At 74.5% G+C, this 20,609-nt stretch carries 16 protein-coding genes; 8 read left to right on the forward strand and 8 right to left on the reverse strand.

Translation table 11 applies throughout. The annotated features are described in order from the left end of the window. Positions 1 to 163 precede the first annotated feature (163 nt). From ABD879_RS18150 to ABD879_RS18160, 3 genes are read right to left on the reverse strand one after another with little or no spacing between them, the layout of a single operon-like run. The gene (locus ABD879_RS18150) at positions 164 to 1,465 is read right to left on the reverse strand and encodes a TadA family conjugal transfer-associated ATPase (protein WP_345022636.1); all 1,302 of its coding nucleotides are present in this window, start codon (positions 1,463 to 1,465) and stop codon (positions 164 to 166) included. After that, a complete protein-coding gene (locus ABD879_RS18155; protein WP_345022637.1) occupies positions 1,466 to 2,398 on the reverse strand; it encodes a hypothetical protein in 933 nt (310 codons plus the stop codon). 2 nt (positions 2,399 to 2,400) lie between these two features. Beyond that, the gene (locus ABD879_RS18160) at positions 2,401 to 3,306 is read right to left on the reverse strand and encodes a hypothetical protein (protein WP_345022638.1); all 906 of its coding nucleotides are present in this window, start codon (positions 3,304 to 3,306) and stop codon (positions 2,401 to 2,403) included. 400 nt (positions 3,307 to 3,706) lie between these two features. Between ABD879_RS18160 and ABD879_RS18165 the strand changes: the two genes are divergently transcribed. After that, entirely contained in the window at positions 3,707 to 8,230 is a 4,524-nt protein-coding gene (locus ABD879_RS18165) for an FtsK/SpoIIIE domain-containing protein (protein ID WP_345022639.1), read from the forward strand. Positions 8,231 to 8,453: 223 nt separating this feature from the next. Here ABD879_RS18165 and ABD879_RS18170 read toward each other — a convergent pair whose 3' ends face one another. Beyond that, on the reverse strand, positions 8,454 to 8,723 hold the full coding sequence (locus tag ABD879_RS18170) for a WXG100 family type VII secretion target (RefSeq protein WP_345022640.1): 270 nt from the start codon (positions 8,721 to 8,723) through the stop codon (positions 8,454 to 8,456). A 657-nt stretch (positions 8,724 to 9,380) separates the two neighbouring features. Between ABD879_RS18170 and ABD879_RS18175 the strand changes: the two genes are divergently transcribed. After that, on the forward strand, positions 9,381 to 9,557 hold the full coding sequence (locus ABD879_RS18175; protein WP_345022641.1) for a hypothetical protein: 177 nt from the start codon (positions 9,381 to 9,383) through the stop codon (positions 9,555 to 9,557). A 3-nt stretch (positions 9,558 to 9,560) separates the two neighbouring features. Here ABD879_RS18175 and ABD879_RS18180 read toward each other — a convergent pair whose 3' ends face one another. Further along, positions 9,561 to 10,088 (reverse strand): hypothetical protein, encoded by a 528-nt coding sequence (locus ABD879_RS18180; RefSeq protein WP_345022642.1) that lies wholly within the window; start codon positions 10,086 to 10,088, stop codon positions 9,561 to 9,563. A 549-nt stretch (positions 10,089 to 10,637) separates the two neighbouring features. Here ABD879_RS18180 and ABD879_RS18185 point away from each other — a divergent pair. The 3 genes from ABD879_RS18185 to ABD879_RS18195 all read left to right on the forward strand — a co-directional run bounded on the left by ABD879_RS18185 (position 10,638) and on the right by ABD879_RS18195 (position 14,353). Next, on the forward strand, positions 10,638 to 12,404 hold the full coding sequence (locus tag ABD879_RS18185) for an acetyl/propionyl/methylcrotonyl-CoA carboxylase subunit alpha (RefSeq protein WP_345022643.1): 1,767 nt from the start codon (positions 10,638 to 10,640) through the stop codon (positions 12,402 to 12,404). 203 nt (positions 12,405 to 12,607) lie between these two features. Then, positions 12,608 to 13,930 carry a hypothetical protein gene (locus tag ABD879_RS18190; RefSeq protein WP_345022644.1) on the forward strand — a complete coding sequence of 441 codons (1,323 nt, stop codon included), beginning with the start codon at positions 12,608 to 12,610 and terminating at the stop codon, positions 13,928 to 13,930. Between the two features lie 111 nt (positions 13,931 to 14,041). Next, on the forward strand, positions 14,042 to 14,353 hold the full coding sequence (locus tag ABD879_RS18195) for a DUF5313 family protein (protein ID WP_345022645.1): 312 nt from the start codon (positions 14,042 to 14,044) through the stop codon (positions 14,351 to 14,353). A 29-nt stretch (positions 14,354 to 14,382) separates the two neighbouring features. On the opposite strand, the gene ABD879_RS18200 is transcribed toward ABD879_RS18195, so the two are convergent. Beyond that, positions 14,383 to 15,768, reverse strand: coding sequence for an NAD(P)H-quinone dehydrogenase (locus ABD879_RS18200; protein WP_345022646.1), 1,386 nt, complete (start codon positions 15,766 to 15,768; stop codon positions 14,383 to 14,385). 80 nt (positions 15,769 to 15,848) lie between these two features. Between ABD879_RS18200 and ABD879_RS18205 the strand changes: the two genes are divergently transcribed. The 3 genes from ABD879_RS18205 to ABD879_RS18215 all read left to right on the forward strand — a co-directional run bounded on the left by ABD879_RS18205 (position 15,849) and on the right by ABD879_RS18215 (position 18,886). Further along, positions 15,849 to 16,301, forward strand: a complete 453-nt coding sequence (locus tag ABD879_RS18205; RefSeq protein WP_345022647.1) for a gamma-glutamylcyclotransferase family protein — start codon at positions 15,849 to 15,851, stop codon at positions 16,299 to 16,301. A gap of 100 nt (positions 16,302 to 16,401) precedes the next feature. Next, positions 16,402 to 17,202 carry a purine-nucleoside phosphorylase gene (locus ABD879_RS18210; RefSeq protein ID WP_345022648.1) on the forward strand — a complete coding sequence of 267 codons (801 nt, stop codon included), beginning with the start codon at positions 16,402 to 16,404 and terminating at the stop codon, positions 17,200 to 17,202. A 19-nt stretch (positions 17,203 to 17,221) separates the two neighbouring features. Continuing rightward, the gene (locus ABD879_RS18215; RefSeq protein ID WP_345022649.1) at positions 17,222 to 18,886 is read left to right on the forward strand and encodes a phospho-sugar mutase; all 1,665 of its coding nucleotides are present in this window, start codon (positions 17,222 to 17,224) and stop codon (positions 18,884 to 18,886) included. On the opposite strand, the gene ABD879_RS18220 is transcribed toward ABD879_RS18215, so the two are convergent. Both ABD879_RS18220 and ABD879_RS18225 read right to left on the reverse strand, forming a co-directional pair. After that, positions 18,879 to 19,502, reverse strand: coding sequence for a PH domain-containing protein (locus ABD879_RS18220; protein WP_345022650.1), 624 nt, complete (start codon positions 19,500 to 19,502; stop codon positions 18,879 to 18,881). The two genes, ABD879_RS18215 and ABD879_RS18220, sit on opposite strands and share 8 nt — an antisense overlap. After that, a complete protein-coding gene (locus tag ABD879_RS18225) occupies positions 19,499 to 20,593 on the reverse strand; it encodes an adenosine deaminase (RefSeq protein WP_345022651.1) in 1,095 nt (364 codons plus the stop codon). The genes ABD879_RS18220 and ABD879_RS18225 overlap by 4 nt, the downstream gene beginning before the upstream one ends. Positions 20,594 to 20,609 lie beyond the last annotated feature (16 nt).

Here is a 20,609-nt window from a genome sequence, read left to right on the forward strand (position 1 = left end):
CCAGTTCCTCGCGGCGCCTGCCGCGCGCCGGCCCCGGCCGGGCCGGCAGCCCGCGGATCGCGGCGACGAGCAGCAGCAGCCCGCCGCCGACCGCCGCGCCCGCGAGGACGGCGAGCAGGACGTCCGGCGAGTACACCTCACCCACCTCCCCTCGGCGCGGGGGTCACCACTGGCCTCCCAGGGAGGTGTCGTAGCCGTGCCGGGCCAGCTCGTCGGCGCAGGCGATGGGGGCGGCGGGCACGGCGACGCCGTCGGGGCCCAGCGCGAACACCTCCGACGACAGCACCCGCTGGTCGACGCCGGTGACCTCGCGGACGCTGGAGACGAACCGGCGCAGCCGCCCGCCGTTGGCGTAGTCGTTGCGCTTCTCGATGAACACCACGAAGTCGATGGCGCCCGCGATCAGCATGTGGGTGGCCTCCACCGGCAGGCGCTCCTCGGCCTGGATGGCGTAGGTGGCGATGCGGTTGAAGACCTCCATCGAGGAGTTGGCATGGATGGTCGACAGCGACCCGTCGTTGCCCTGCGTCATCGCGTTCAGCATGGTGACGATCTCGTCGCCGAGCACCTCGCCGACGATGACGCGCGAGGGGTTCATGCGCAGCGACCGGCGCACCAGCTCGGCCATGGAGATCGCGCCCTGCCCCTCGGAGTTGGGCAGCCGCTGCTCGAACGCCACGACGTTGGGGTGCAGCTCGGGGAAGGCGTCCAGGCCGAGCTCCAGGGCGCGTTCGACGGTGATGAGCCGCTCGTGCGGCGGGATCTCGTTGGCCAGGGCGCGCAGCAGCGTGGTCTTGCCCGCGTTGGTCGCCCCGGCGATCATGATGTTCTTGCGGGCGGCCACGGCGGCGCTGAAGAACCGGGCCAGCTCCTCGCTGAGCGTGCCGTTGCCGACCAGGTCGGACAGGAACACCTTGGCGAGGCGGGCGCGGCGGATCGACAGCGCGGGCCGCACCGTGACGTCCATCACCGCCGACAGCCGCGAACCGTCGGGCAGCCGCAGGTCCAGCTGCGGGTTGGCGGTGTCGAACGGGCGCGACGACAGGCCGCTGTAGGCGGCCAGGATCTGGATCAGCTCGATCAGTTCCTCGTCGGACTCGGCCACCGGCTCGCCCATGACCTCGCGGCCGTCGGCGTACCCGATGAACACCCGGTCGCAGCCGTTGATGTCGATGTTCTCGATCTCGGGGTCCTCCAGCAGCGGCTGCAGGCGGCCGACGCCGAACAGCGCGGCGTGCACGCCCGCCGCCAGCGCCTCCTCCTCTTCGGCGTTGGGCGGACGGCGGCCCGCGGTGATCTCGCCGCGGGCGTACTCCTCCAGCACCTGGCCGATCAGCGCCCGTGCGAACTGCCGCTCGTCCTCGCCGGACATGGGGGGCAGCCCGGCGGCCGCGTCGAGCCGGCGCTGCTGGGCGAGCCGGTCGCCCACTTCCTGGCGCAGCCGTTTGACCAGTGCGTGATCCACCTAGAGCCTCCCCTCCTGCAGCTGCGGGTCGATCGGGGCCGCCGGGCCCCGGCCGCCGGGCGGGACCGGCTGGGCGGCTCCCGCGGGGCCGGGGGCGTAGGGGGCGTCGGGGCCCGGCGCGGCGACGCGGGCGGCGAGCGTGCCGGCGATCTCGCGGGCCGAGCGGATCAGCAGGGACCGGCCGAGCCGTCCGCCCCACCGGCCCGCCAGCAGTTCGGCGCCCTTGGGGTCGAGCGCGAGACCGCCCAGCACCGACACCGGCGGGGGCGGCGGGCCGCCGCCCGTGGCCGCCTCGGCGCGCAGCCGCCGGTGGGCGCTGGTGACGATCCGGTCGACCTCGGCGATGGAGGCGCGGAAGTCGCGCGGGTCGGCCAGCACGACGACGCCGATCGGCGGGCCGCCGCGCAGCTCGCCCGCCAGCGCGGCGATGCGTTCGCGCAGGTGGGCGACCTGTTCGAGGGTGGCGCGGGTGAACAGCACGAGCATGTCGGACGCGCGGATCAAATCCAGCAGCGGGGTGCCGGCGCCGAGCCGTCCGCAGTCGGCGAGCACGTCGACGGGGGCGAGCCCGGCGAACGCCCGGGCCAGCGGGCCCCACAGCCAGGTCATGCCCTGGGCCTGCTCGGCGTTGGTGATGCCGACCAGCACGTCCAGGCCGCCGACCAGCCGCTGGCAGTGCTCGGCGATCTGGTCGGGGCGCAGGCCGCGGCGGGCGGTGGCGGCCAGGCTGAGCAGGCCGCGCGACGGGTTGAGCATGCCGGTGCGGGAGTCGTCGCCGTCGCCGGACGCCGCGGGCAGCCGGTACACCAGGTCGCCGCCGGCCTGGTCGCATTCGGCGACGAGCACCGGCCGGGGCCACACGGCGCCGAGGGCGACGGCGGAGGTGGTGACCCCCGGCGCCCCCTTGTCGGCCGCGAGCGCGATGAGTGCCACGGTCAGTTCCCGCCCGTGCCGGACGACCGCTGCTGCCCGCCCGACTGCTGGCCACTGGACTGCTGCCCGCCCTGCCGGCCGCCGGTCGAATCGGGCAGCGGGCTCTGCCCGCCGTCGGAGCCTGCCGTGCTCGGCGAGGACTGGGCGGTGCGCTCGGGTGCGGCCGCCGGAGCGGACCCGACCTGCGTGCCGTCCGGGACGAGGCCCACGGCGACGGTGCCCGCCGACGCGGCCTGGGTGACCAGCGCGGCCTCGCCCGGCGCGACCGCCACGTCCACCGACGTCAGGTCGTCGCGCAGCCGGTCGGAGGCGCCGCCGCCCACGCCGAGGACGATCGCGTCGGTGGACAGCACCGTGCCCGCGCGCGGCCCGCCGTTGCCGCCGCCGACCGCGTACAGCGCCACGCGCTTGCCGCTCTCCAGGCCCCGGGCGGGGAACTGGCCGGGTTTGAGCGCCAGCCCCACCACCACGCGGCCCCGCGCGGCGTCGTCGCCCCGGCTGACCATCTCGTTGGTGAGCAGCGCGCCCTTGACCAGCGGCACGGCCGCGTACGCCTGCGTCACCCGCGCCCGCTCGGACCAGGCGATGTACGCCACGCCGGTGTCGCCGATCTGCACCTCCTCCAGCGCGCCGATCGGGATGCGCTGCCCGGCCGCGACCGGCTGGGCGATCCGGATGGCCGACACCCGCTGGCCGCTGGCCATCACCAGATACGCGCTGGTCAGCGCACCGCCGAGGATCAGGAGCACGGCCAGGGCGGCCAGCGCGGGCTTGCGCTCGCGCGGCGCGGACGGAAGCCGCTGCCCGCCGGACGCGCCGAGCCCGGACCGGCCGAGCCCGGCCGCCGCGCCGGCGCCGGTCGTCCCGCTCGCGACGGCCGACTGGTTGCTCTTCATCGCACTCGCCACGTGCTCCTTCCCGCCCCGGCGGGCGCCCGCCCCCTCGGGCCCCGCCCGCGATTCGGTGCCCCGTCATGCGCATGGAGTCCGCCGCACTCGCCCTGGCGGATCGCTCGGCACGGCATGCCCGAGCGATCCATGCTTGCGGGACCGGCGAGGTCACGTCAATGGATTCTGCTAGGTGAAGCCGCACCGTAACCGCACGCACCGTGGTGACCAGCCGATTCTCCGGCCACTCCGGCGCTTACACGAAGTTGCAGAGATCGCTGACTGCATTCGGGAAACCGCAGGTCGGGCCGGGCGAAATGGCGCATCCTGGGATCCGGCGCCACCGCGCGGCCGCCGAAACCCGGCGGAACGCGGGTGGGTAATCTCTGACCGGCGGCGGGGCACGACGGAGGGGCTCTGTATGCGGATCTCGTTCACGGCGCTGACCGGCCGGGGCTCCCGCGACGTGATCGTCGACGTCGATTCGGACGCGACGGTCGAAAGCGTCGCCCGTTCCCTTTCCACGGCCCTGGACGCCGATACGACGGCGAATGAGCGGCCGATTCCCATGGTGCCGCGATTTTCCAAAGCCGCCCGTGCCGCGGCCGGCGCGCCGCCGACCGTTCCGGCGGCGGGCGTTCCGGCGGCGGGCGCGGCGGCGGGGAGCGGCGCCCGGCACGCGCTGTGGCTGGACGGCCGCATGCTCGACCCCAAGGCGCAGGCCGTGCGGGAGCTGCGCGAGGGCGCCGTCGTGGCCGTCGAGCAGCGCACGGCCGCCGCGACCGTGCTGGCCGAGCCGACCGGCACGGTGGAGGTCCGCGTGGTGGGCGGGCCCGCCGCGGGCTCGGTGCACCGGCTCGGGCCGGGCGCGGCGACCCTGGGCTCCGGCGACGATGTGGACGTCCGCGTGGACGACCCCGCCGTGCCCGCCGTCGCGCTGCGGGTGACCGTCGACCGCGAGACCGTCCGGGTGGCCGCGTCGGCGACCGCGGTGCTGGACGGCGCGCCGCTCGACCGGGACGGCGAACCCGCGGTGTGGGAGCCCGGCGCGCTGCTGGCCGTCGGCGCCACCGTGCTGTCGCTCGCCCCGGCCGCCGCGCCCGACACCCACCTGGAGCGGATGCCCGAAGGCGGGCTGGCGTTCAACCGCCCGCCCCGCCTGCACCCGGCCCGGCCGCCCCGGCGGCTGGAGGTGCCCAAGCGTCCCGAACGCAACCCGCGCGAGCGGCTGCGGCTGTTCGGCGCGCTGCTGTTCTCGGCGTTCGGGCTGGTCATGGCGGTGGCGCTGGGCCAGTGGTGGTGGGCGCTGTTCGCGCTGGCCTGGCCGGTGATGACGGTCGGCGAGTGGATCGGCGACCGCATGCACGGCCGCAAGTCGTACAAGAAGGCGCTGCGCGAGTACCACCGCAAGGCCGCCGAGTTCGACGGCGAGCTGGACCGGCTGTGCCGCGCCGACCAGGAGGAGCGCCGCGCCCTGCACCCCGACCCGGCCGAGGTGCTGCTCACCGCGACCGGTCCGCGCCGCCGCCTGTGGGAGCGGCGCGTCACCGACGCCGACACGCTGCACCTGCGCGTCGGCCTGGCGGACCTGCCCGCCCGCGTGGAGCTGGTCGGCGACACCGACGGCATCGACGTCCCGGAGGCGCGGCTGGTGCCGGTGGCGCTGCCGCTGCCCGACCTCGGCGTGATCGGCCTGACCGGCCCGCGGACGGCCACCCGCGGCCTGGCGCGCTGGCTGGTGGCGCAGGCCGCCGCCCTGCACAGCCCCCGCGACCTGGCCATCGTCGTGCTGTGCGCCGACGACGAGGAACGCGCCGCGGAGAACTGGAACTGGGTGCGCTGGCTGCCGCACTGCGCGCCGCGCGAGGGCGAGGAGTGCGTGGCGCTGGTGGGCAGCGACCCCGAGTCGGTGGCGCACCGCGTCACCGAGCTGGCCATCCGCGTCACCGAACGCCGCCGCGCCGCGCAGGCGTCGTCCTCGTTCTTCGGCCAGGAGCGGCCGCCCGGCGACGCCGTCCCGTACAACATCCTCGTCGTGCTGGACGGGGCGCGGGCGCTGCGCCGCGTCCCCGGCATGCCGATGCTGCTGTCCCGCGGCGCCGAGTACGGCCTGTACGCGATCTGCGTGGACGACGAGGAGCGGCTGCTGCCGGAGGAGTGCACCGCCGTTGCGGCCTGGGAGGGGCCCCACACCCTGCGGCTGCGCGGCCAAGGGCTGGACGCGCTCGGCCCCGTCCTGGCGGACCAGGTGTCCGCGGCATGGGCCGACCGCGTCGGGCGCGCGCTCGCCCCCGTGCGGGACGTGTCGCGCGAGGACGCCGAAGACGCCATCCCCGCCTCGGCCCGGCTGCTGGACCTGCTCGACATGCCGGACCCGTCCGCCAAGCACGTGCTGGAAGCCTGGTACCGCACCGGCGGCCGCACCACGCGCGTGCCCATAGGCATCGGCCCGGACGGGCCGTTCGAACTCGACCTGCGCACGGACGGCCCCCATGGGCTGATCGCCGGAACCACGGGTGCGGGCAAGTCGGAGCTTCTGCAGACGCTCATCGCGTCCCTGGCGGTGGCCAACCGCCCGGACGAGATGACGTTCGTGCTCATCGACTACAAGGGCGGGGCCGCGTTCAAGGACTGCGCCCGGCTCCCCCACACCGTCGGCATGGTCACGGACCTGGACGGGCACGCCACCGAGCGCGCGCTCGAGTCGCTGTCGGCGGAGCTGCGCCGCCGCGAGGAGATCCTGCTGCGCGCCGGGGCCAAGGACATCGACGACTACCACGAGGGCGGCGGCGGCACGCTGCCCCGGCTCGTCCTGGTCATCGACGAGTTCGCCGCGATGGTGACGGAACTGCCCGACTTCGTGGCGGGCCTGGTCGATATCGGGCGCAGGGGGCGTTCCCTGGGCGTGCACCTGATCCTGGCCACGCAGCGTCCCGCGGGGGTCGTCACGGCCGACATCCGCGCCAACACCAACCTGCGCATAGCGCTGCGGGTCACCGACCCGGACGAGTCCACCGATGTGCTGGACGCCCCCGACGCGGCCAACATCCCCAAGTCGATCCCCGGGCGCTGCTATGTGCGCTCGGGCGCGTCCGAGCCGTACCCGGTGCAGACCGCCCGCGTCGGGGGCCGCCGCCCCGGGAGCGTCACCGCGTCCGCCCCGGCCGTCGTGCCGCTCCCCTGGCAGGGGCTGGGCCGCCCCCTGCCCGCGCCCCGCGAGGCCCTGGACGACGCACCCGGCGTCACGGACCTGGCCGTACTCGTCGAGGCCGTGGACGAGGCCGCGCGCCGCGCCGGTATCGACCGGCAGCCGTCGCCCTGGCTGAACCCGCTGCCGGACAGGGTCAAGCTCACGCCCCGTACGGCCGCCGGCGGCTCCGTGGTGGACGTGCCGCCGCTCCCGTTCGGCATCACCGACCTGCCCGCCGTCCAGTCGCGCGAGGCGCTCACCCTCGACCTGACGTCCGGCGGCCACCTGTACATCGCCGGGTCCGCCCAGTCGGGCCGGTCCACCGCGCTGCGCACCATCGCGGGCTCCCTGGCCGGGGCGTGCTCCCCCTACGACGCGCACCTGTACGCCATCGACTGCGGCGCCAACGCGCTGCTCCCGCTCGTCTCGCTGCCGCACTGCGGGGCCGTGGTGAGCCGCGACCAGCTCGACCGCGTCGAACGCCTCATCGCCGCGCTCTCCGCGGAGGTGTCCCGCCGCCAGCAACTGCTGGCCGAGGCGGGCTTCGCGTCCCTGTCCGAGCAGCGCGCCGCCGTGGCCCCCACCGACCGCCTGCCCTGGATGCTGCTCCTGCTGGACCGCTGGGAGGGGTTCGTCGCCGCGTTCGAGCACTACGACTACGGCCGCCTGGTGGACGCCCTGATCCGCCTGCTGCGCGAGGGCGCCTCGGTCGGCCTGCGCGCGGTGTTCACCGGGGACCGCTCCGGGCTGTCCGGCCAGGTCTCCACCGTCTTCGACCGCCGCCTGGTCCTGCGCATGGCCGACCCCAACGACTACGGCTACGCGGGCCTGCAGGACAGGCAGATCCCCGCCGCCATGCCGCCCGGCCGCGCCCTGGAGGTCACCGGCCCCGGCCTGCCCCCGCGCGAGTCGCAGATCGGCCTGCTCGGCGACGACCCGTCCGGCACCGCCCAGGTGGCCGCGCTCCAGGACATCGCACGCGCCTGCGTCACCCGCTACGGCCGGCTGCCCCGCAAGCAGCGCCCCATCCACGTGGACGAGCTGCCCGTCCGCGTCACCTACCGCGAGGCGATGGCCCTCGACCCCGAGTTCCTGGCGCCGTCCCCGCTGTGGGCCCTGGTCGGCGTGGGCGGCGACACGCTCTCCCCCGTCGGCATCGACCTGCTCAACGAGGGCCCCGGCTTCGTCGTGGCGGGCCCGCCGCGCTCCGGCCGCTCCACCACCCTGCGGACGATCGTCCACTCGCTGCTGGACCCGTCGGTGGGCGGCGGCCTCACCCCGGTCGTGCTCATCACCCCCCGCCGCTCGCCCCTGCGGCAGCTGGCGGGCCGCCCGGGCGTCCTCGGCGTCCTGTCGGCCGACGCCGACTCCGACGACCTCGCCGAGACCATCGGCGAGGAGCACCGCTACGTCGTCGTCGTGGACGACGCCGAACTGCTCGACGAAACGGACCTCGACGACGCCCTGTGCGGCGTCCTGCGCACCGCCCGCGACGGCGAGCACGCCGTCGTCATCGGCGGCACCACCGAGGATCTGGGTCGCGGCTACCGCGGCTTCCTCTCCGACACCCGCCGCTCCCGCTCCGGCGTCCTGCTGTCGGTGGACTCCCCTGACAGCGGCGAGCTGTTCGGCCTGCGCCTCCCCCGCAACGCGCCGCTGGGCGGCCCCACCGGCCGCGGCCTGTTCGTCGCCACCGGCGTCACCACCCAGATCCAGGTGGCCCTGCCACCCCCCTTGACCGGCGACGACCGCTGACCCGCACCTCCGCGGCCAAGCCCGGCCCCGCCCACCGACAGCCGTCCCGAAGCCCTTGTGCCCCGCCGCCGCGCGTGACGCCCGCAGCCGTGCGGCTCAAGCCGGCCGCATCGGGATCTCGGGTCGGGCACGGACTCCAAGCGCGGACGTCTTCGTGCACAGGCATGGCGCGGGCCCCGGCCTCGGGGGGTTGGGCCGGGGCCCGCGCGTCCTTGGGGCGCGGTCAGCGCGTGGCGGCCTCGATGTTCTGCTGGGAGCGCTTGATGTCCTGGCTGCCCTGCTCGAGCGCGATGGCCATCTTGTCGAACGCGGCCTTGGCCTCGGCCCACGCGCTGCGGAAACGGTCGGCGCCGGGGCCCCACCAGATCTCCGTGCTGCTCACCGTGCGGCTGTTGAGGTCCTTGATCAGGGCGTCGAGGTTCCGGGAGTGCTTGCTGAACATCCGGGAAAGCTCTTCGAGGGCTCCGATGCTCGCGCCCCGCTTGTCGCTCATGCCCGACCCCTTTCGTCGCTTACCCCGAATTGCGAGAGCGTCGACAGTTTACGACTCAAGTATCACAGGAAGCCACCCGTACATCGATCTGGAGGCATGTTCCACCGCATTCCCACCGCACCCGCATGGCCGGTTGCGGCCACCGATTGCCCTGCTGCACGCCCACGTCGACCACTGACCGACTACGCAGCGCGATGTCATGACGCGATGGATGACTAAGCGTCAAGAAATCCGCGGGCGACCGTCCACGCGACGTATGCGACCGCCGCGGCGTCATTTCCGCCCACGCAGTTACCCGCGTCCATTTCGCCGCAAAGCACACCGTTGCGTTGATCGATTGGCGAACGCCGTCCATGCCGGGCGGCGCCCCGCGACGAGGCGCCCCACACGTTCGCCCTGGTGACCGACATGCCGCCGCACGGGCACCCCGCCCTCCGGCCGCCGCAACGGCCCCGTCAAGCGATCGCCGCACCTAGCCCCTTCGCCTAGATCACCTCCTCGCCTGGAATACCCCGCCCAACGCCCGTTCACCCCGAACGGTCGCCAACCGCACCGAGGCGTCGGCGTCCGACGACGCCCTGGAAGGCGGCTTCGGCGGCGCGCAATCAGGCGGTATCGCCATGAAGGCGGGCGGGGCGGCCGGGTGGTCGGCGCAAGGTGCTCGTCGAGCCGATCGGCAGGCCCGCCGGGTTGGACGAGGTCGTGGCGCCCGCGCGGGAGCGGATCGGGGAGATCCTCACCGGGTGCTCGCCCGAGCAGCTCGACGTCCTGTCCGACTGCTTCACCCGGGCCGCGCAGGCGTGCCAGGAGGCCGCCGACCGGATGCGGGAGTGAGGGTCAGTGTTCGGGGCGGGGGTCGTTGAGGGGGCGGGCGTCCGGGTCGCGGACGTGTTCGGCGACGAGGGTGAACTGGGGGCCGTCGACGGTGAAGTCGAAGCGGCGGCGCACCGACTGGGTGACCTTGCCCGTGTCGTAGCGGACCTCGGTGTGCTCGGTGGCGTCCAGGGTGATGCGGTCGCCGGTGCGGACGGCGCGCTCGGGTTCCAGGCGGGTGCGGGCGCCGGTGTACGGGGGGCCGCCCTCGACCGGGGCGCGGCTGCGGTTCTGCAGCTCGCGGGCGGCCCGGTGCTGCTGGCGGGCGATGTCCGGGGAGATCCGCACGCCCAGCACCTCGGTGGGCACCTCCTCCGGGCGTGCGCTCTGCACGAGGGCCTCCGTGCGGTACTCGAGCATCGCGCGGGCGGCGACGGTGAGCTGGTGCGTGATGTCGGCGTCCACGAACGGGCGGTCGTCGACGACGGCGGACGAGGGCAGCGTCACGCACGCGGCCAGCACGGCCGTCGCAAGACCCAGACGGCGAACCATCAGTCTCCCTGGGAACCAGCCGAAAACAGAGCAAAGATACACCCCGTGCGGCGGGCCCGGGAGTCACTCGCATGTGGCCCGGCGGTCAGTCGTGGAGGGCGGCGCAGGACCCCTGAACCGCGCATTCCCTCCTCGGTGAGCAGGCCCCCGTCGCATGCTCGTTCCGCCGGGCCGGGCGGCGGCCGTCCAACTGCGCAATCGGAAAGTCGCCGGATCCGGCCGGATATCGGCAGGTCGTGTCGGGGACCGGGACGGGAATGTCAAGTTCGTCACACGGTCCGCGGGGTCGCCGACCGCGCGGTCGGGCGGCCGGATCGCACGTATTTCCGCTGGTCGCCGCGGCAGTCAGCGCGGCGTCCCTGGTCGCGGCCGGGTCCTCGAGAAGTGGAACGGTCGAACCGCCGCCGCACGAGGTGAACACGCCGGGCGGGACGCGGCCGCGGCGTCCCGATCCGGACAGGCGCGGGGCCCGTTATAAGGAGGGCCTTACGAAGTCGGCCGACAGTGATTATCTAGACTGCGTGCGTTGGTTGAGGGAGGAGACCCAACGTGCGCAAGGTCCTGATCGCCAACCGCGGCGAGATCGCGGTCCGCATCGCCCGCGCCTGTCGTGACGCCGGTCTGGCCAGTGTGGCGGTGTACGCCGAGCCGGATCTGGACGCGCTGCACGTTCGGGTGGCCGACGAGGCGTACGCCCTGGGCGGGCAGACCGCCGCCGACAGCTACCTGGACTTCGAGAAGATCCTGAAGATCGCCGACATGGCGGGCGCGGACGCGGTGCATCCCGGCTACGGGTTCCTGGCCGAGAACGCCGAGTTCGCCGCCGCCGTGGAGGCCGCCGGGCTGACCTGGATCGGCCCGCCGCCGGCCGCGATCACCGCGCTCGGCGACAAGGTGCAGGCCCGGCACATCGCGCAGAAGGTCGGCGCGCCGCTGGTGGCGGGCACCAAGGACCCGGTCTCGGGCGCCGACGAGGTGGTGGCGTTCGCGCGCGAGCACGGGCTGCCGATCGCGATCAAGGCCGCGTACGGCGGCGGCGGGCGCGGCCTGAAGGTGGCGCGCACGCTGGAGGAGGTCCCCGAGCTGTACGAGTCGGCGGTGCGCGAGGCGGTGTCCGCCTTCGGCCGCGGCGAGTGCTTCGTCGAGCGCTACCTCGACCGGCCCCGGCACGTCGAGACGCAGTGCCTGGCCGACCGGCACGGCAACGTGGTGGTCGTGTCCACCCGCGACTGCTCGCTGCAGCGCCGCCACCAGAAGCTGGTCGAGGAGGCGCCCGCGCCGTTCCTGACCGACGAGCAGGTGCGGGTGCTGTACAGCTCGTCCAAGGCCATCCTGAAGGAGGCCGGGTACGTGGGCGCCGGGACGTGCGAGTTCCTGGTCGGCCAGGACGGCACGATCTCGTTCCTGGAGGTCAACACCCGGCTGCAGGTGGAGCACCCGGTCACCGAGGAGGTGGCCGGCATCGACCTGGTGCGGGAGATGTTCCGCATCGCCGCCGGCGAGGAGCTGGGCTACGACGACCCGCCGCTGCGCGGCCACTCGATCGAGTTCCGGATCAACGCCGAGGACCCGGGCCGCAACTTCCTGCCCGCCGTCGGCACGCTGACGACCTGGCGTCCGCCGTCCGGTCCGGGCGTGCGGCTGGACTCCGGCTACGTCGAGGGCCAGACGGTGCCGCAGGCGTTCGACTCCCTCGTCGCCAAGCTGATCGTGACCGGCGCGACGCGGCGGCAGGCGGTGGAGCGGGCCCGGCGGGCGCTGGCGGAGTTCGAGGTCGCGGGCATGCCGACCGTGCTGCCCTTCCACCGGGCGGTGCTGGACGACCCCGCGTTCGTCCCCGCGGAGGACGACCGGGCGTTCACCGTGCACACCCGGTGGATCGAGACCGAGTTCGACAACCGGATCGCGCCCTACGACGGGGCGCCCGAGGCCGCCGAGGCGGGCGAACGCGAGCGGGTGACGGTCGAGGTCGGCGGCAAGCGGCTGGAGGTCGTGCTGCCCGCCGGGCTGGGCGCCGCGGCGTCCGGCACCGCCGCCGCGGGCGCCGCTCCCGCGCGCCGGCGCGGCGGCAAGAAGGGCGGGGCGGCCCAGGCGTCCGGGGACGCCCTGGTCAGCCCCATGCAGGGCACCATCGTCAAGATCGTCGCCGAGGAGGGGGCGACCGTCGCGGCCGGGGACGCCATCGTGGTGCTGGAGGCCATGAAGATGGAGCAGCCGCTGACCGCGCACAAGGCGGGCACGGTGTCCGGGCTGTCCGCCGAGGTGGGCGCGACGGTCCCGTCCGGCGCGGTGATCTGCGAGATCAAGGACGCCTGACCGGCCGACGGCGCCTGAGCGTCCGCGGAGCACGATGGACACCCCCGCCCCGGCGGGGGTGTCGCGCTTCCTCACCGGGTATTGCCTCCAGGGCACACCGACGCACGACTTCGGGATGATCGCGGCGAATCGCCTACCCGACACGGAACGGAGCGCGCCGCCCGCTCGTCGTACAAGGTGACGTGAGGAGGCACACTGTCATCATGACTTCGCAGCTTCGGCGAGGGACCGCGGGCCGGGGGCGAGGCGTCCGGCGCGGCGCCCTCGCGACCGTGGCCGCCGCGGTGTTCCTGCTGCTGTTCGGTTTCGCCGTCCCCGCCCAGGCGGACGACGTCTCGCAGATCGCCAACGGGCTCACCGGGTCCCGCCTTTACGTGACCACCGACGCCCGCGCGGCGGTGCCGGAGGCCGACCAGGCCGCCATCCGCGCCGCCCTCGACCACCGGCAGGACGCCGACGTGCGCGCCGTCGTCGTGCAGAGCGGCGTGGGCAAGAGCCGGCTCGGCCCGATGCTGGAGGCGGTCGCCCAGCGCGTCGGCGAGGGCAAGACGTACGTCGCCATCACCGCCGACGGCAAGATGATGGCGATCTCCAAGGAGCTGTCCGGCCAGGAGATCAACCAGCTGATCGCCCGGACCGCCGGCGGCGACATCAAGACGCGGCTGATCGGGTTCGCCGACCTGGCCGAGACCAAGGCCGACGAGAAGGCCCGGTCCAGCATGATCGGCGCGTTCGTGACGCTGGGGCTGCTGATCTTCGTGGTGGCCGGGGCGTCGGGCGCGCTGCTGGTCGCCCGCAGGCGGCGCCGCGAGCGGCAGGCCCGCGAGATGGCCGAGCTCAAGCGGGGCGTGGCGGAGGACGTCACGCTGCTCGGCGAGGACATCGCCCGCCTGGACCTCAACGTCATGGACCCCGATCTCGACCCCGCCGCGCGCGAGGACTACGAGAAGGCCATGAACTCCTACGACCGGGCCAAGGCCGCCACCGAGCGGGCCGCCCGTCCGGAGGACATGCACGCCGTCACCGAGGCGCTGGAGGACGGCCGCTACCACATGACGGCGGTGCGGGCGCGGCTGGCGGGCGAGCCGGTGCCCGAACGGCGCGCGCCGTGCTTCTTCAACCCGCAGCACGGGCCGTCGGTGAAGGACGTCACCTGGGCGCCGCCCGGCGGGGTCGCCCGGTCCGTCCCGGCGTGCGCGGCCGACGCGCAGCGGGTGCTGAACGGCGAGATGCCCGACGTGCGCATGGTGCCCTACGGCGACGGGCGCCGCCCCTACTGGGACGCCGGGCCGGCCTACGCCCCCTACGCGGGCGGCTACTACGCCTCCTACGGCGGCATGGACCTGCTCAGCGGCATGATGATCGGCACCATGCTGGGCTCGATGATGTCCGGCGGCTTCGGGGGCGGCTTCGCCGGCGCCGACGTCGGCGGCGGTTTCGGCGGTGACGCCGGTGACATCGGCGGCGGCTGGGACTTCGGCGGCGGCGACTTCGGAGGCGGAGGCGACTTCGGCGGAGGCTTCTGATCCCCCCGCCGCCTCCCTTCGCGGTCGATGCGGCACCGTCCGGGCGCGTTCCCTCGGGGACGCGCCCGGCGCGCGTTTTCACACGGGTCGCGGGGGGGGGAGGGCAGGACGATGACGCGGTTGCCGGGAGATCCGGGGCCGCTGCGGCGCGTCCGCTACGTGCTGGGGTTCCGGCTGCCGCCGGAGAACCGCGAGTGGGTGCGGCACGACCTCACCGACGCGGGCTGGCGCGGCCGCATGCTGCGCCGCCACGCGGCGCTGATGGTCCCGGTCTGCCTGCTGTTCACGCTGCTGCCCGGCACGTGGTGGATCGGCGCGGCGGCCGGGCTGCTGGCGCTGGCCGCCAGCACGTTGACCGTGGTGATCGGCGCGGAGGACCTGCGCCGCTCCCGGCTGCACCGGCACGGCCTGCCCGGCCCCTGACCGCGCCCGAACGGCGGCGGCCGGAAGGGCTAGAAGGCGTGCTCGGCCATCAGGCGGCGCGCCGCCTCGGTGATGCTGCCCGACAGCGACGGGTAGACCGCGAAGGTGTGCGCGAGCTGGTCGACGGTCAGGTGCTGCTGGACGGCCATCGACACGCCCAGGATCAGCTCGCTGGCGCGCGGTGCGACGATCACGCCGCCGAGCACGATGCTGGTGGACGGCCGGCAGAACAGCTTGACGAACCCATCCTGGAAGCCCTGCATCTTGGCGCGCGCGTTGCTGAACAGCGGCAGCATGACCGTGCGGGCGTTGACCTCGCCGGAGTCGACCATGGACTGGGTGACGCCGACGGAGGCGACCTCCGGCTCGGTGAAGATGTTGGAGGCCACCCAGCCGAGCTTGAGGGGCTGCACGGCCTCGCCGAGGGCGTGCCACATGGCGATGCGGCCCTGCATGCCCGCCACCGAGGCCAGCATGAGCACGCCGGTGCAGTCGCCGGCGGCGTAGATGTGCGGGACGCTCGTCCGCGACACCTTGTCGACCTTGACGAACCCGCGCCGGTCGAGCTCGACGCCGACCTCCTCCAGGCCGATGCCGCGGGTGTTGGGCACCATGCCGACCGTCATCAGGCAGTGCGAGCCCTCGACCTTGCCGCCGTCCTCCAGCGTGACGATCACCCGGTCGCCGGAACGCTCCACCCCGGCGGCCCGCGACCGCGACATGACCTTCATGCCGCGCCGCAGGAACACCTCCTGCAGCACGGACGCGGCGTCGGCGTCCTCGGTGGGCAGGATGCGGTCGCGCGAGGACACCAGCGTGACCCGCGACCCCAGCGACAGGTACGCCCCGGCCAGCTCCACGCCGGTGACGCCGGAGCCGACCACGATCAGCTCCTCGGGCAGCTCGGGCAGGTCGTACAGCTGCCGCCAGTTGAGGATGCGCTCGCCGTCCGGCTCGGCCCCGGGCAGCACGCGCGGGGTGGCGCCGGTGGCCACCAGGACGATGTCGGCCCGGATGTGCCGGTCGCCGACCGCGACGACGTGCGGCTCGACCAGCCGCCCCTCGCCGCGCACGATCTTGACCTCCTCGTAGGCGAGCCGTTCGGCGATGTCGAACGACTGCGCCCGGGCCAGGTCCTTGACCCGCTTGTTGACGGTGGCCATGTCGGCCTCCAGGGCGCCGACCACCCCGTCCGGGCCGCCGTTGTAGCGCAGCCCCAGGTCGGCCGACTCCGACATGACCGCCATGCGGACCGAGGTGGCGATCAGCGTCTTGGACGGCACGCAGTCGGTCAGCACGCACGCCCCGCCGGGACCGTCGCGCTCCACCACGGTCACGTCGGCGCCGAGCTGCGCCGCGACGAGAGCGGCCTCGTAGCCGCCGGGGCCTCCACCGAGGATCACGATGCGGGTCACGGTCCCATTGTTTCGCATAACGGGCAGTGACCTGTCCCGACCCGGGGTCGGCGGCCGCGTGCTGGGTACGCTTGGCTGCCGTGGCACTGTACGCGGCGTACGCCTCCAACATGGACCCCGACCAGATGGCCGAACGGGCCCCGCATTCGCCGATGCGCGGCACCGGCTGGCTGACGGACTGGCGGCTGACGTTCGGCGGGCAGGACGTCGGCTGGGAAGGCGCTCTGGCGACGGTCGTCGAGGAGCCCGGCGAGCAGGTGTTCGTCGTGCTCTACGACGTGCCCGCCTGGGACGAGAAGGAGCTGGACGCGTGGGAGGGCGCCGCGCTCGGCGTCTACCGCAAGATCCGGGTCCGGGTGCAGACGCTGGACGGCGACGTGCTGGCCTGGATGTACGTGCTCGACGACTACGAGGGCGGCCTGCCGTCCGCCCGCTACCTGGGCATCCTGGCCGACGCCGCGGAGAAGGCGGGGGCGCCCGACGACTATGTCAAGGACCTGCGCACCCGGCCGTGCAAGTCGCTCGGCGACTGACCGGCGGCCGCGCGAGCCGATCGGCCGCGTCAGCGGATCGACCACGCGAGCCGATCGGCCGGAGTCGCCCGCGGGCTGATCTCCAAGGTAGCGTCGCGGCGTGAGCAATGAGGCTTTCGACCTGGCCCGGGCGGCGGCCGAGCGGCTGCGCGCCCGCACGTCCCTGGACTCCTTCGACGTCGCCCTGGTGATGGGCTCGGGGTGGGTGCCGGCCGCCGACGCCCTGGGCGAGCCGGTGGCCGAGCTGGCGGTGACCGAGCTGCCCGGGTTCGCGCCGCCCGCCGTGGAGGGCCACGCGGGCCGGATCCGCGCGGTGGAGGTGGGCGGGCGCCGCGCCCTGGTGTTCCTGGGCCGCACCCACCTGTACGAGGGACGCGGCGTGGACCCCGTGGTGCACGGCGTGCGCACCGCGCTGGCCGCCGGGGTGGGCACGGTGGTGCTGACGAACGCGGCGGGCGGGCTGCGGCCCGAGCACCAGCGGGTCGGCGACCCGGTGCTGATCGCCGACCATCTCAACCTCACCGGCGCCAACCCGCTGACGGGCGCCAGGTTCCTGGACATGACCGAGGCGTACTCGGCGCGGCTGCGGACCCTGGCCCGCGAGGTCGATCCGACGCTCGGCGAGGGCGTGTACGCGGCGCTGCGCGGCCCGACGTACGAGACCCCGGCGGAGATCCGCATGCTGCGCACGCTGGGCGCCGACATGGTGGGCATGTCCACGGTGCTGGAGACGATCGCGGCGCGCGAGGGCGGCGCGGAGGTGCTGGGGATCTCCCTGGTCACCAATATCGCGGCCGGGCTGACCGACGAGCCGCTGGACCACGAGGAGGTGCTGGCGGCCGGCCGGGCCGCCGCCGCCCGCATGGGCGCGCTGCTGGGCACCGTGCTGTCGAAGCTGTAGGAAGCTGCAAGAGGCCGTCATGAGCGACTACCGCCGCCGGGCCGAGGACTGGCTGGCCCAGGACCCCGACCCGGACACCCGCGCCGAGCTGCGCGCGATCCTGGACGCCGGCGACGAGGCGGCGCTGGCCGACCGGTTCGGGGCGCGGCTGGAGTTCGGCACCGCCGGGCTGCGCGGCGAGCTGGGCGCGGGCCCCAACCGGATGAACCGGGTCACGGTCATGCGCGCCGCCGCCGGGATCGCCGCCCGGCTGCGGCAGGAGCCGCCGCCGGACGACGAGGGCGCGGGCGTGGTGATCGGGTACGACGCGCGGCACGGTTCGGAGCGGTTCGCCCTGGACAGCGCCGCGGTGCTGACCGGGGCGGGGCTGCGGGTGTGGCTGCTGCCGCGTCCGCTGCCCACGCCGGTGCTGGCGTTCGCCGTCCGGCACCTGGGCGCCGCCGCGGGCATCATGGTGACGGCCAGCCACAACCCGCCGCGCGACAACGGCTACAAGGTGTACTGGGGCGACGGCGTGCAGATCACGCCGCCGGTGGACGCGCAGATCTCGGCGGCGATCGACGCGGTCGGCCGGGTCGACGAGCTGCCGCTCGGCGAGGGCTGGACGGTGCTCGGCGACGAGATCGTCGAGGCGTACCTGCACGCCCTGTCGCATCTGCCGCTCGGCGACGCCCGCGAGGTGTCGGTGGCCTACACGCCGCTGCACGGCGTCGGGCGGGAGGTGCTGGAGCGCGCCTTCGCCTGGACGGGCTTCCCCGCGCCCGCCGTCGTCCCCGAGCAGGCCGACCCGGACCCCGACTTCCCCACCGTCGCGTTCCCCAACCCCGAGGAGCCGGGGGTGATGGACCGGGTGATCGGCCTGGCCGCGTCCTCGGGCGCCGACCTGGTGATCGCCAACGATCCGGACGCGGACCGCTGCGCCGTGGCCGTGCCGGGCCGCGACGGCGGCTGGCGGACGCTGACCGGCGACGAGATCGGCGGGCTGCTGGCCGAGCACGTGCTGCGCCACACCGCGGGCCGGGACCGGCTGGTCGTCACCACGATCGTGTCGTCGTCGCTGCTCGGCGCGCTGGCCCGCGAGCACGGGGTGCGGTTCGCCGAGACCCTCACCGGGTTCAAGTGGATCATGAAGGCGGAGCGGCCCGGCGACCGGCTCGTCTACGGGTACGAGGAGGCGTTCGGCTACAGCGCCGGCGGCGACGACGGCGTGGTCGTGCTCGACAAGGACGGCATCGGCGCGGCGCTCACCGCGGCGGCGCTGGCCGCCGAGGCCGCGCGCGCCGGCCGCACGCTGCTGGACCTGCTGGACGACCAGGCCCGCCGGCACGGCGTGTACGCCACCGCCCCGCTCACCATCCGCGTCACCGACCTGGACCTGATCGGCGCGGCGATGGCCCGGCTGCGCGCGGCTCCCCCGTCCCGGCTGGGCGGCCGCGACGTGGAGGCCGTCGAGGACCTGTCGGACGGGGCCGGGGGGCTGCCGCCGACGGACGCGCTGCGGTTCCGGCTGGGGTCGGCGCGGGTGGTGGTCCGCCCGTCGGGCACCGAGCCGAAGCTCAAGTGCTACCTGCAGGTCGTCCACCCGGTCGCGGACGGCGAGGACGTGGACGCCGTGCGCGCCCGCGCGGCCGCCGACCTGGACCGGCTGCGCGCCGACCTGGCGGCCGCCATCGGCCTCAGCTGAGCCAGGCGGCCAGGATCAGCGCGGCGGACGCCGCCGCGGGCACGGCCACGCTCGCCACGGCGGGCCACGCCCAGCCCGCCGCGTCCCCGGCGCCCGGCCCGCCGGCCCGTTCCCCGGTCCGCGTGCCGCGGTGGCGGGTCCTCAGCTCGTTGAGCTGCTGCGCCACGAACATCGTCGGCGTCCGCCCGGCGGCGTCGGGCGGCCTGTCGGCCCCGCCGCCGGACTGCGCGCGCCGGGCGGCGCGCTCGGCCTTGGCCTGGGCGCGCGGCGAGGTCTGCAGGGCCCAGGCGCGGACGGTGCGCTCGGCGCCGCCGCCGTCGGCGAACGTGATCGCCACGGCGGTGGTGGCCTCGATCTTCGTGATCGCGGGCCACGGCATCCGGGTGTCGCGCAGCGGGTTGCGGACGGTGACGCCCCGCTCGTCGGCGACGATCACGGGCCGCAGCCCCACCACGTAGGCGATGCCGCAGCCCAGCAGCAGCACCGCGGCCGTCGCCGCCGACGCCAGGTCGCGGCCGCGCAGCACGATGTCCAGCAGGTTCAGCGCGGCGAACGCCATCCACAGCCAGGCGCCGACCCGCGCGGGCGTGGAGCGGAACCGTTGCGGAGCGGTCATGCCAGCGGGCGGGCGCCGCGCCACTTGAGCTGCGCGAACCCGGGCTTGATCACACCGTTGATCAGTTCCAACCGGTCGCCGAACCCGATGAACGCCGACTTCATCGCGTTGACGGTGAACCACTGCAGGTCGTCCCAGCCGTAGTCGAACGCCTCCACCAGCTTGTGGAACTCGCGGGACAGGCTGGTGCCGCTCATCAGCCGGTTGTCGGTGTTGACCGTCACCCGGAAGTGCAGCCGGCGCAGCAGCCCGATCGGGTGCTCGGCGATCGACTTGGCCGCGCCGGTCTGGATGTTGGACGTCGGGCACATCTCCAGCGGGATCCGCTTGTCGCGCACGTAGGCGGCCAGCCGGCCCAGCCTGGGGGCGTCGTCGCCGGTCAGGTCGATGTCGTCGATGATCCGCACGCCGTGGCCGAGCCGGTCGGCGCCGCACCACTGGATCGCCTGCCAGATCGACGGCAGCCCGAACGCCTCGCCCGCGTGGATGGTGAAGTGGGCGTTCTCGCGCTGCAGGTACTCGAAGGCGTCCAGGTGGCGGGTGGGCGGGTACCCGGCCTCGGCCCCGGCGATGTCGAACCCGACCACGCCCTCGTCGCGGTACCGGACGGCCAGCTCGGCGATCTCCATGCTGCGCGCCTGGTGCCGCATCGCCGTCACCAGCGTGCCGATGCGGATGCCGTGGTCGCGCTCCCCCGCCTTGAAGCCCTCCAGGACCGCCTCGACGACCTGCGGCAGCGTCAGCCCGTTGCGCAGGTGCTGCTCGGGCGCGTACCGCACCTCCGCGTACACCACGCCGTCGGCGGCCAGGTCCTCGGCGCACTCGTAGGCCACCCGGGTCAGCGCCTCGGCCGACTGCATGACCCCGACGGTGTGGGAGAAGGTCTCCAGGTACCGCTCCAGCGACCCGGAGTCGGACGCCTCCTCGAACCAGGCCCGCAGGTTGTCGGGGTCGGTGGCGGGCAGCGCGTCGTACCCCGCGTCGCGGGCCAGGTCCACGATGGTCTCCGGGCGCAGCCCGCCGTCGAGGTGGTCGTGCAGCAGCACTTTCGGCGCACGCCGGATCGCGTCAAGAGTCGGCCGATCGTCCATGACGGCCAACCTACCC

The sequence above is a fragment of the Actinomadura keratinilytica genome (assembly GCF_039539665.1).
Classification (GTDB): Bacteria; Actinomycetota; Actinomycetes; order Streptosporangiales; family Streptosporangiaceae; genus Spirillospora; species Spirillospora keratinilytica.

Excerpts from the sequence above, each read along its gene's own strand:
- ABD879_RS18225 (WP_345022651.1), bottom strand. The coding sequence starts at position 20,593 with ATGGACGATCGGCCGACTCTTGACGCGATCCGGCGTGCGCCGAAAGTG.
- ABD879_RS18195 (WP_345022645.1), top strand. The coding sequence starts at position 14,042 with ATGACGCGGTTGCCGGGAGATCCGGGGCCGCTGCGGCGCGTCCGCTAC.
- ABD879_RS18170 (WP_345022640.1), bottom strand. The coding sequence starts at position 8,723 with ATGAGCGACAAGCGGGGCGCGAGCATCGGAGCCCTCGAAGAGCTTTCC.
- ABD879_RS18190 (WP_345022644.1), top strand. The coding sequence starts at position 12,608 with ATGACTTCGCAGCTTCGGCGAGGGACCGCGGGCCGGGGGCGAGGCGTC.
- ABD879_RS18215 (WP_345022649.1), top strand. The coding sequence starts at position 17,222 with ATGAGCGACTACCGCCGCCGGGCCGAGGACTGGCTGGCCCAGGACCCC.
- ABD879_RS18220 (WP_345022650.1), bottom strand. The coding sequence starts at position 19,502 with ATGACCGCTCCGCAACGGTTCCGCTCCACGCCCGCGCGGGTCGGCGCC.
- ABD879_RS18180 (WP_345022642.1), bottom strand. The coding sequence starts at position 10,088 with ATGGTTCGCCGTCTGGGTCTTGCGACGGCCGTGCTGGCCGCGTGCGTG.
- ABD879_RS18165 (WP_345022639.1), top strand. The coding sequence starts at position 3,707 with ATGCGGATCTCGTTCACGGCGCTGACCGGCCGGGGCTCCCGCGACGTG.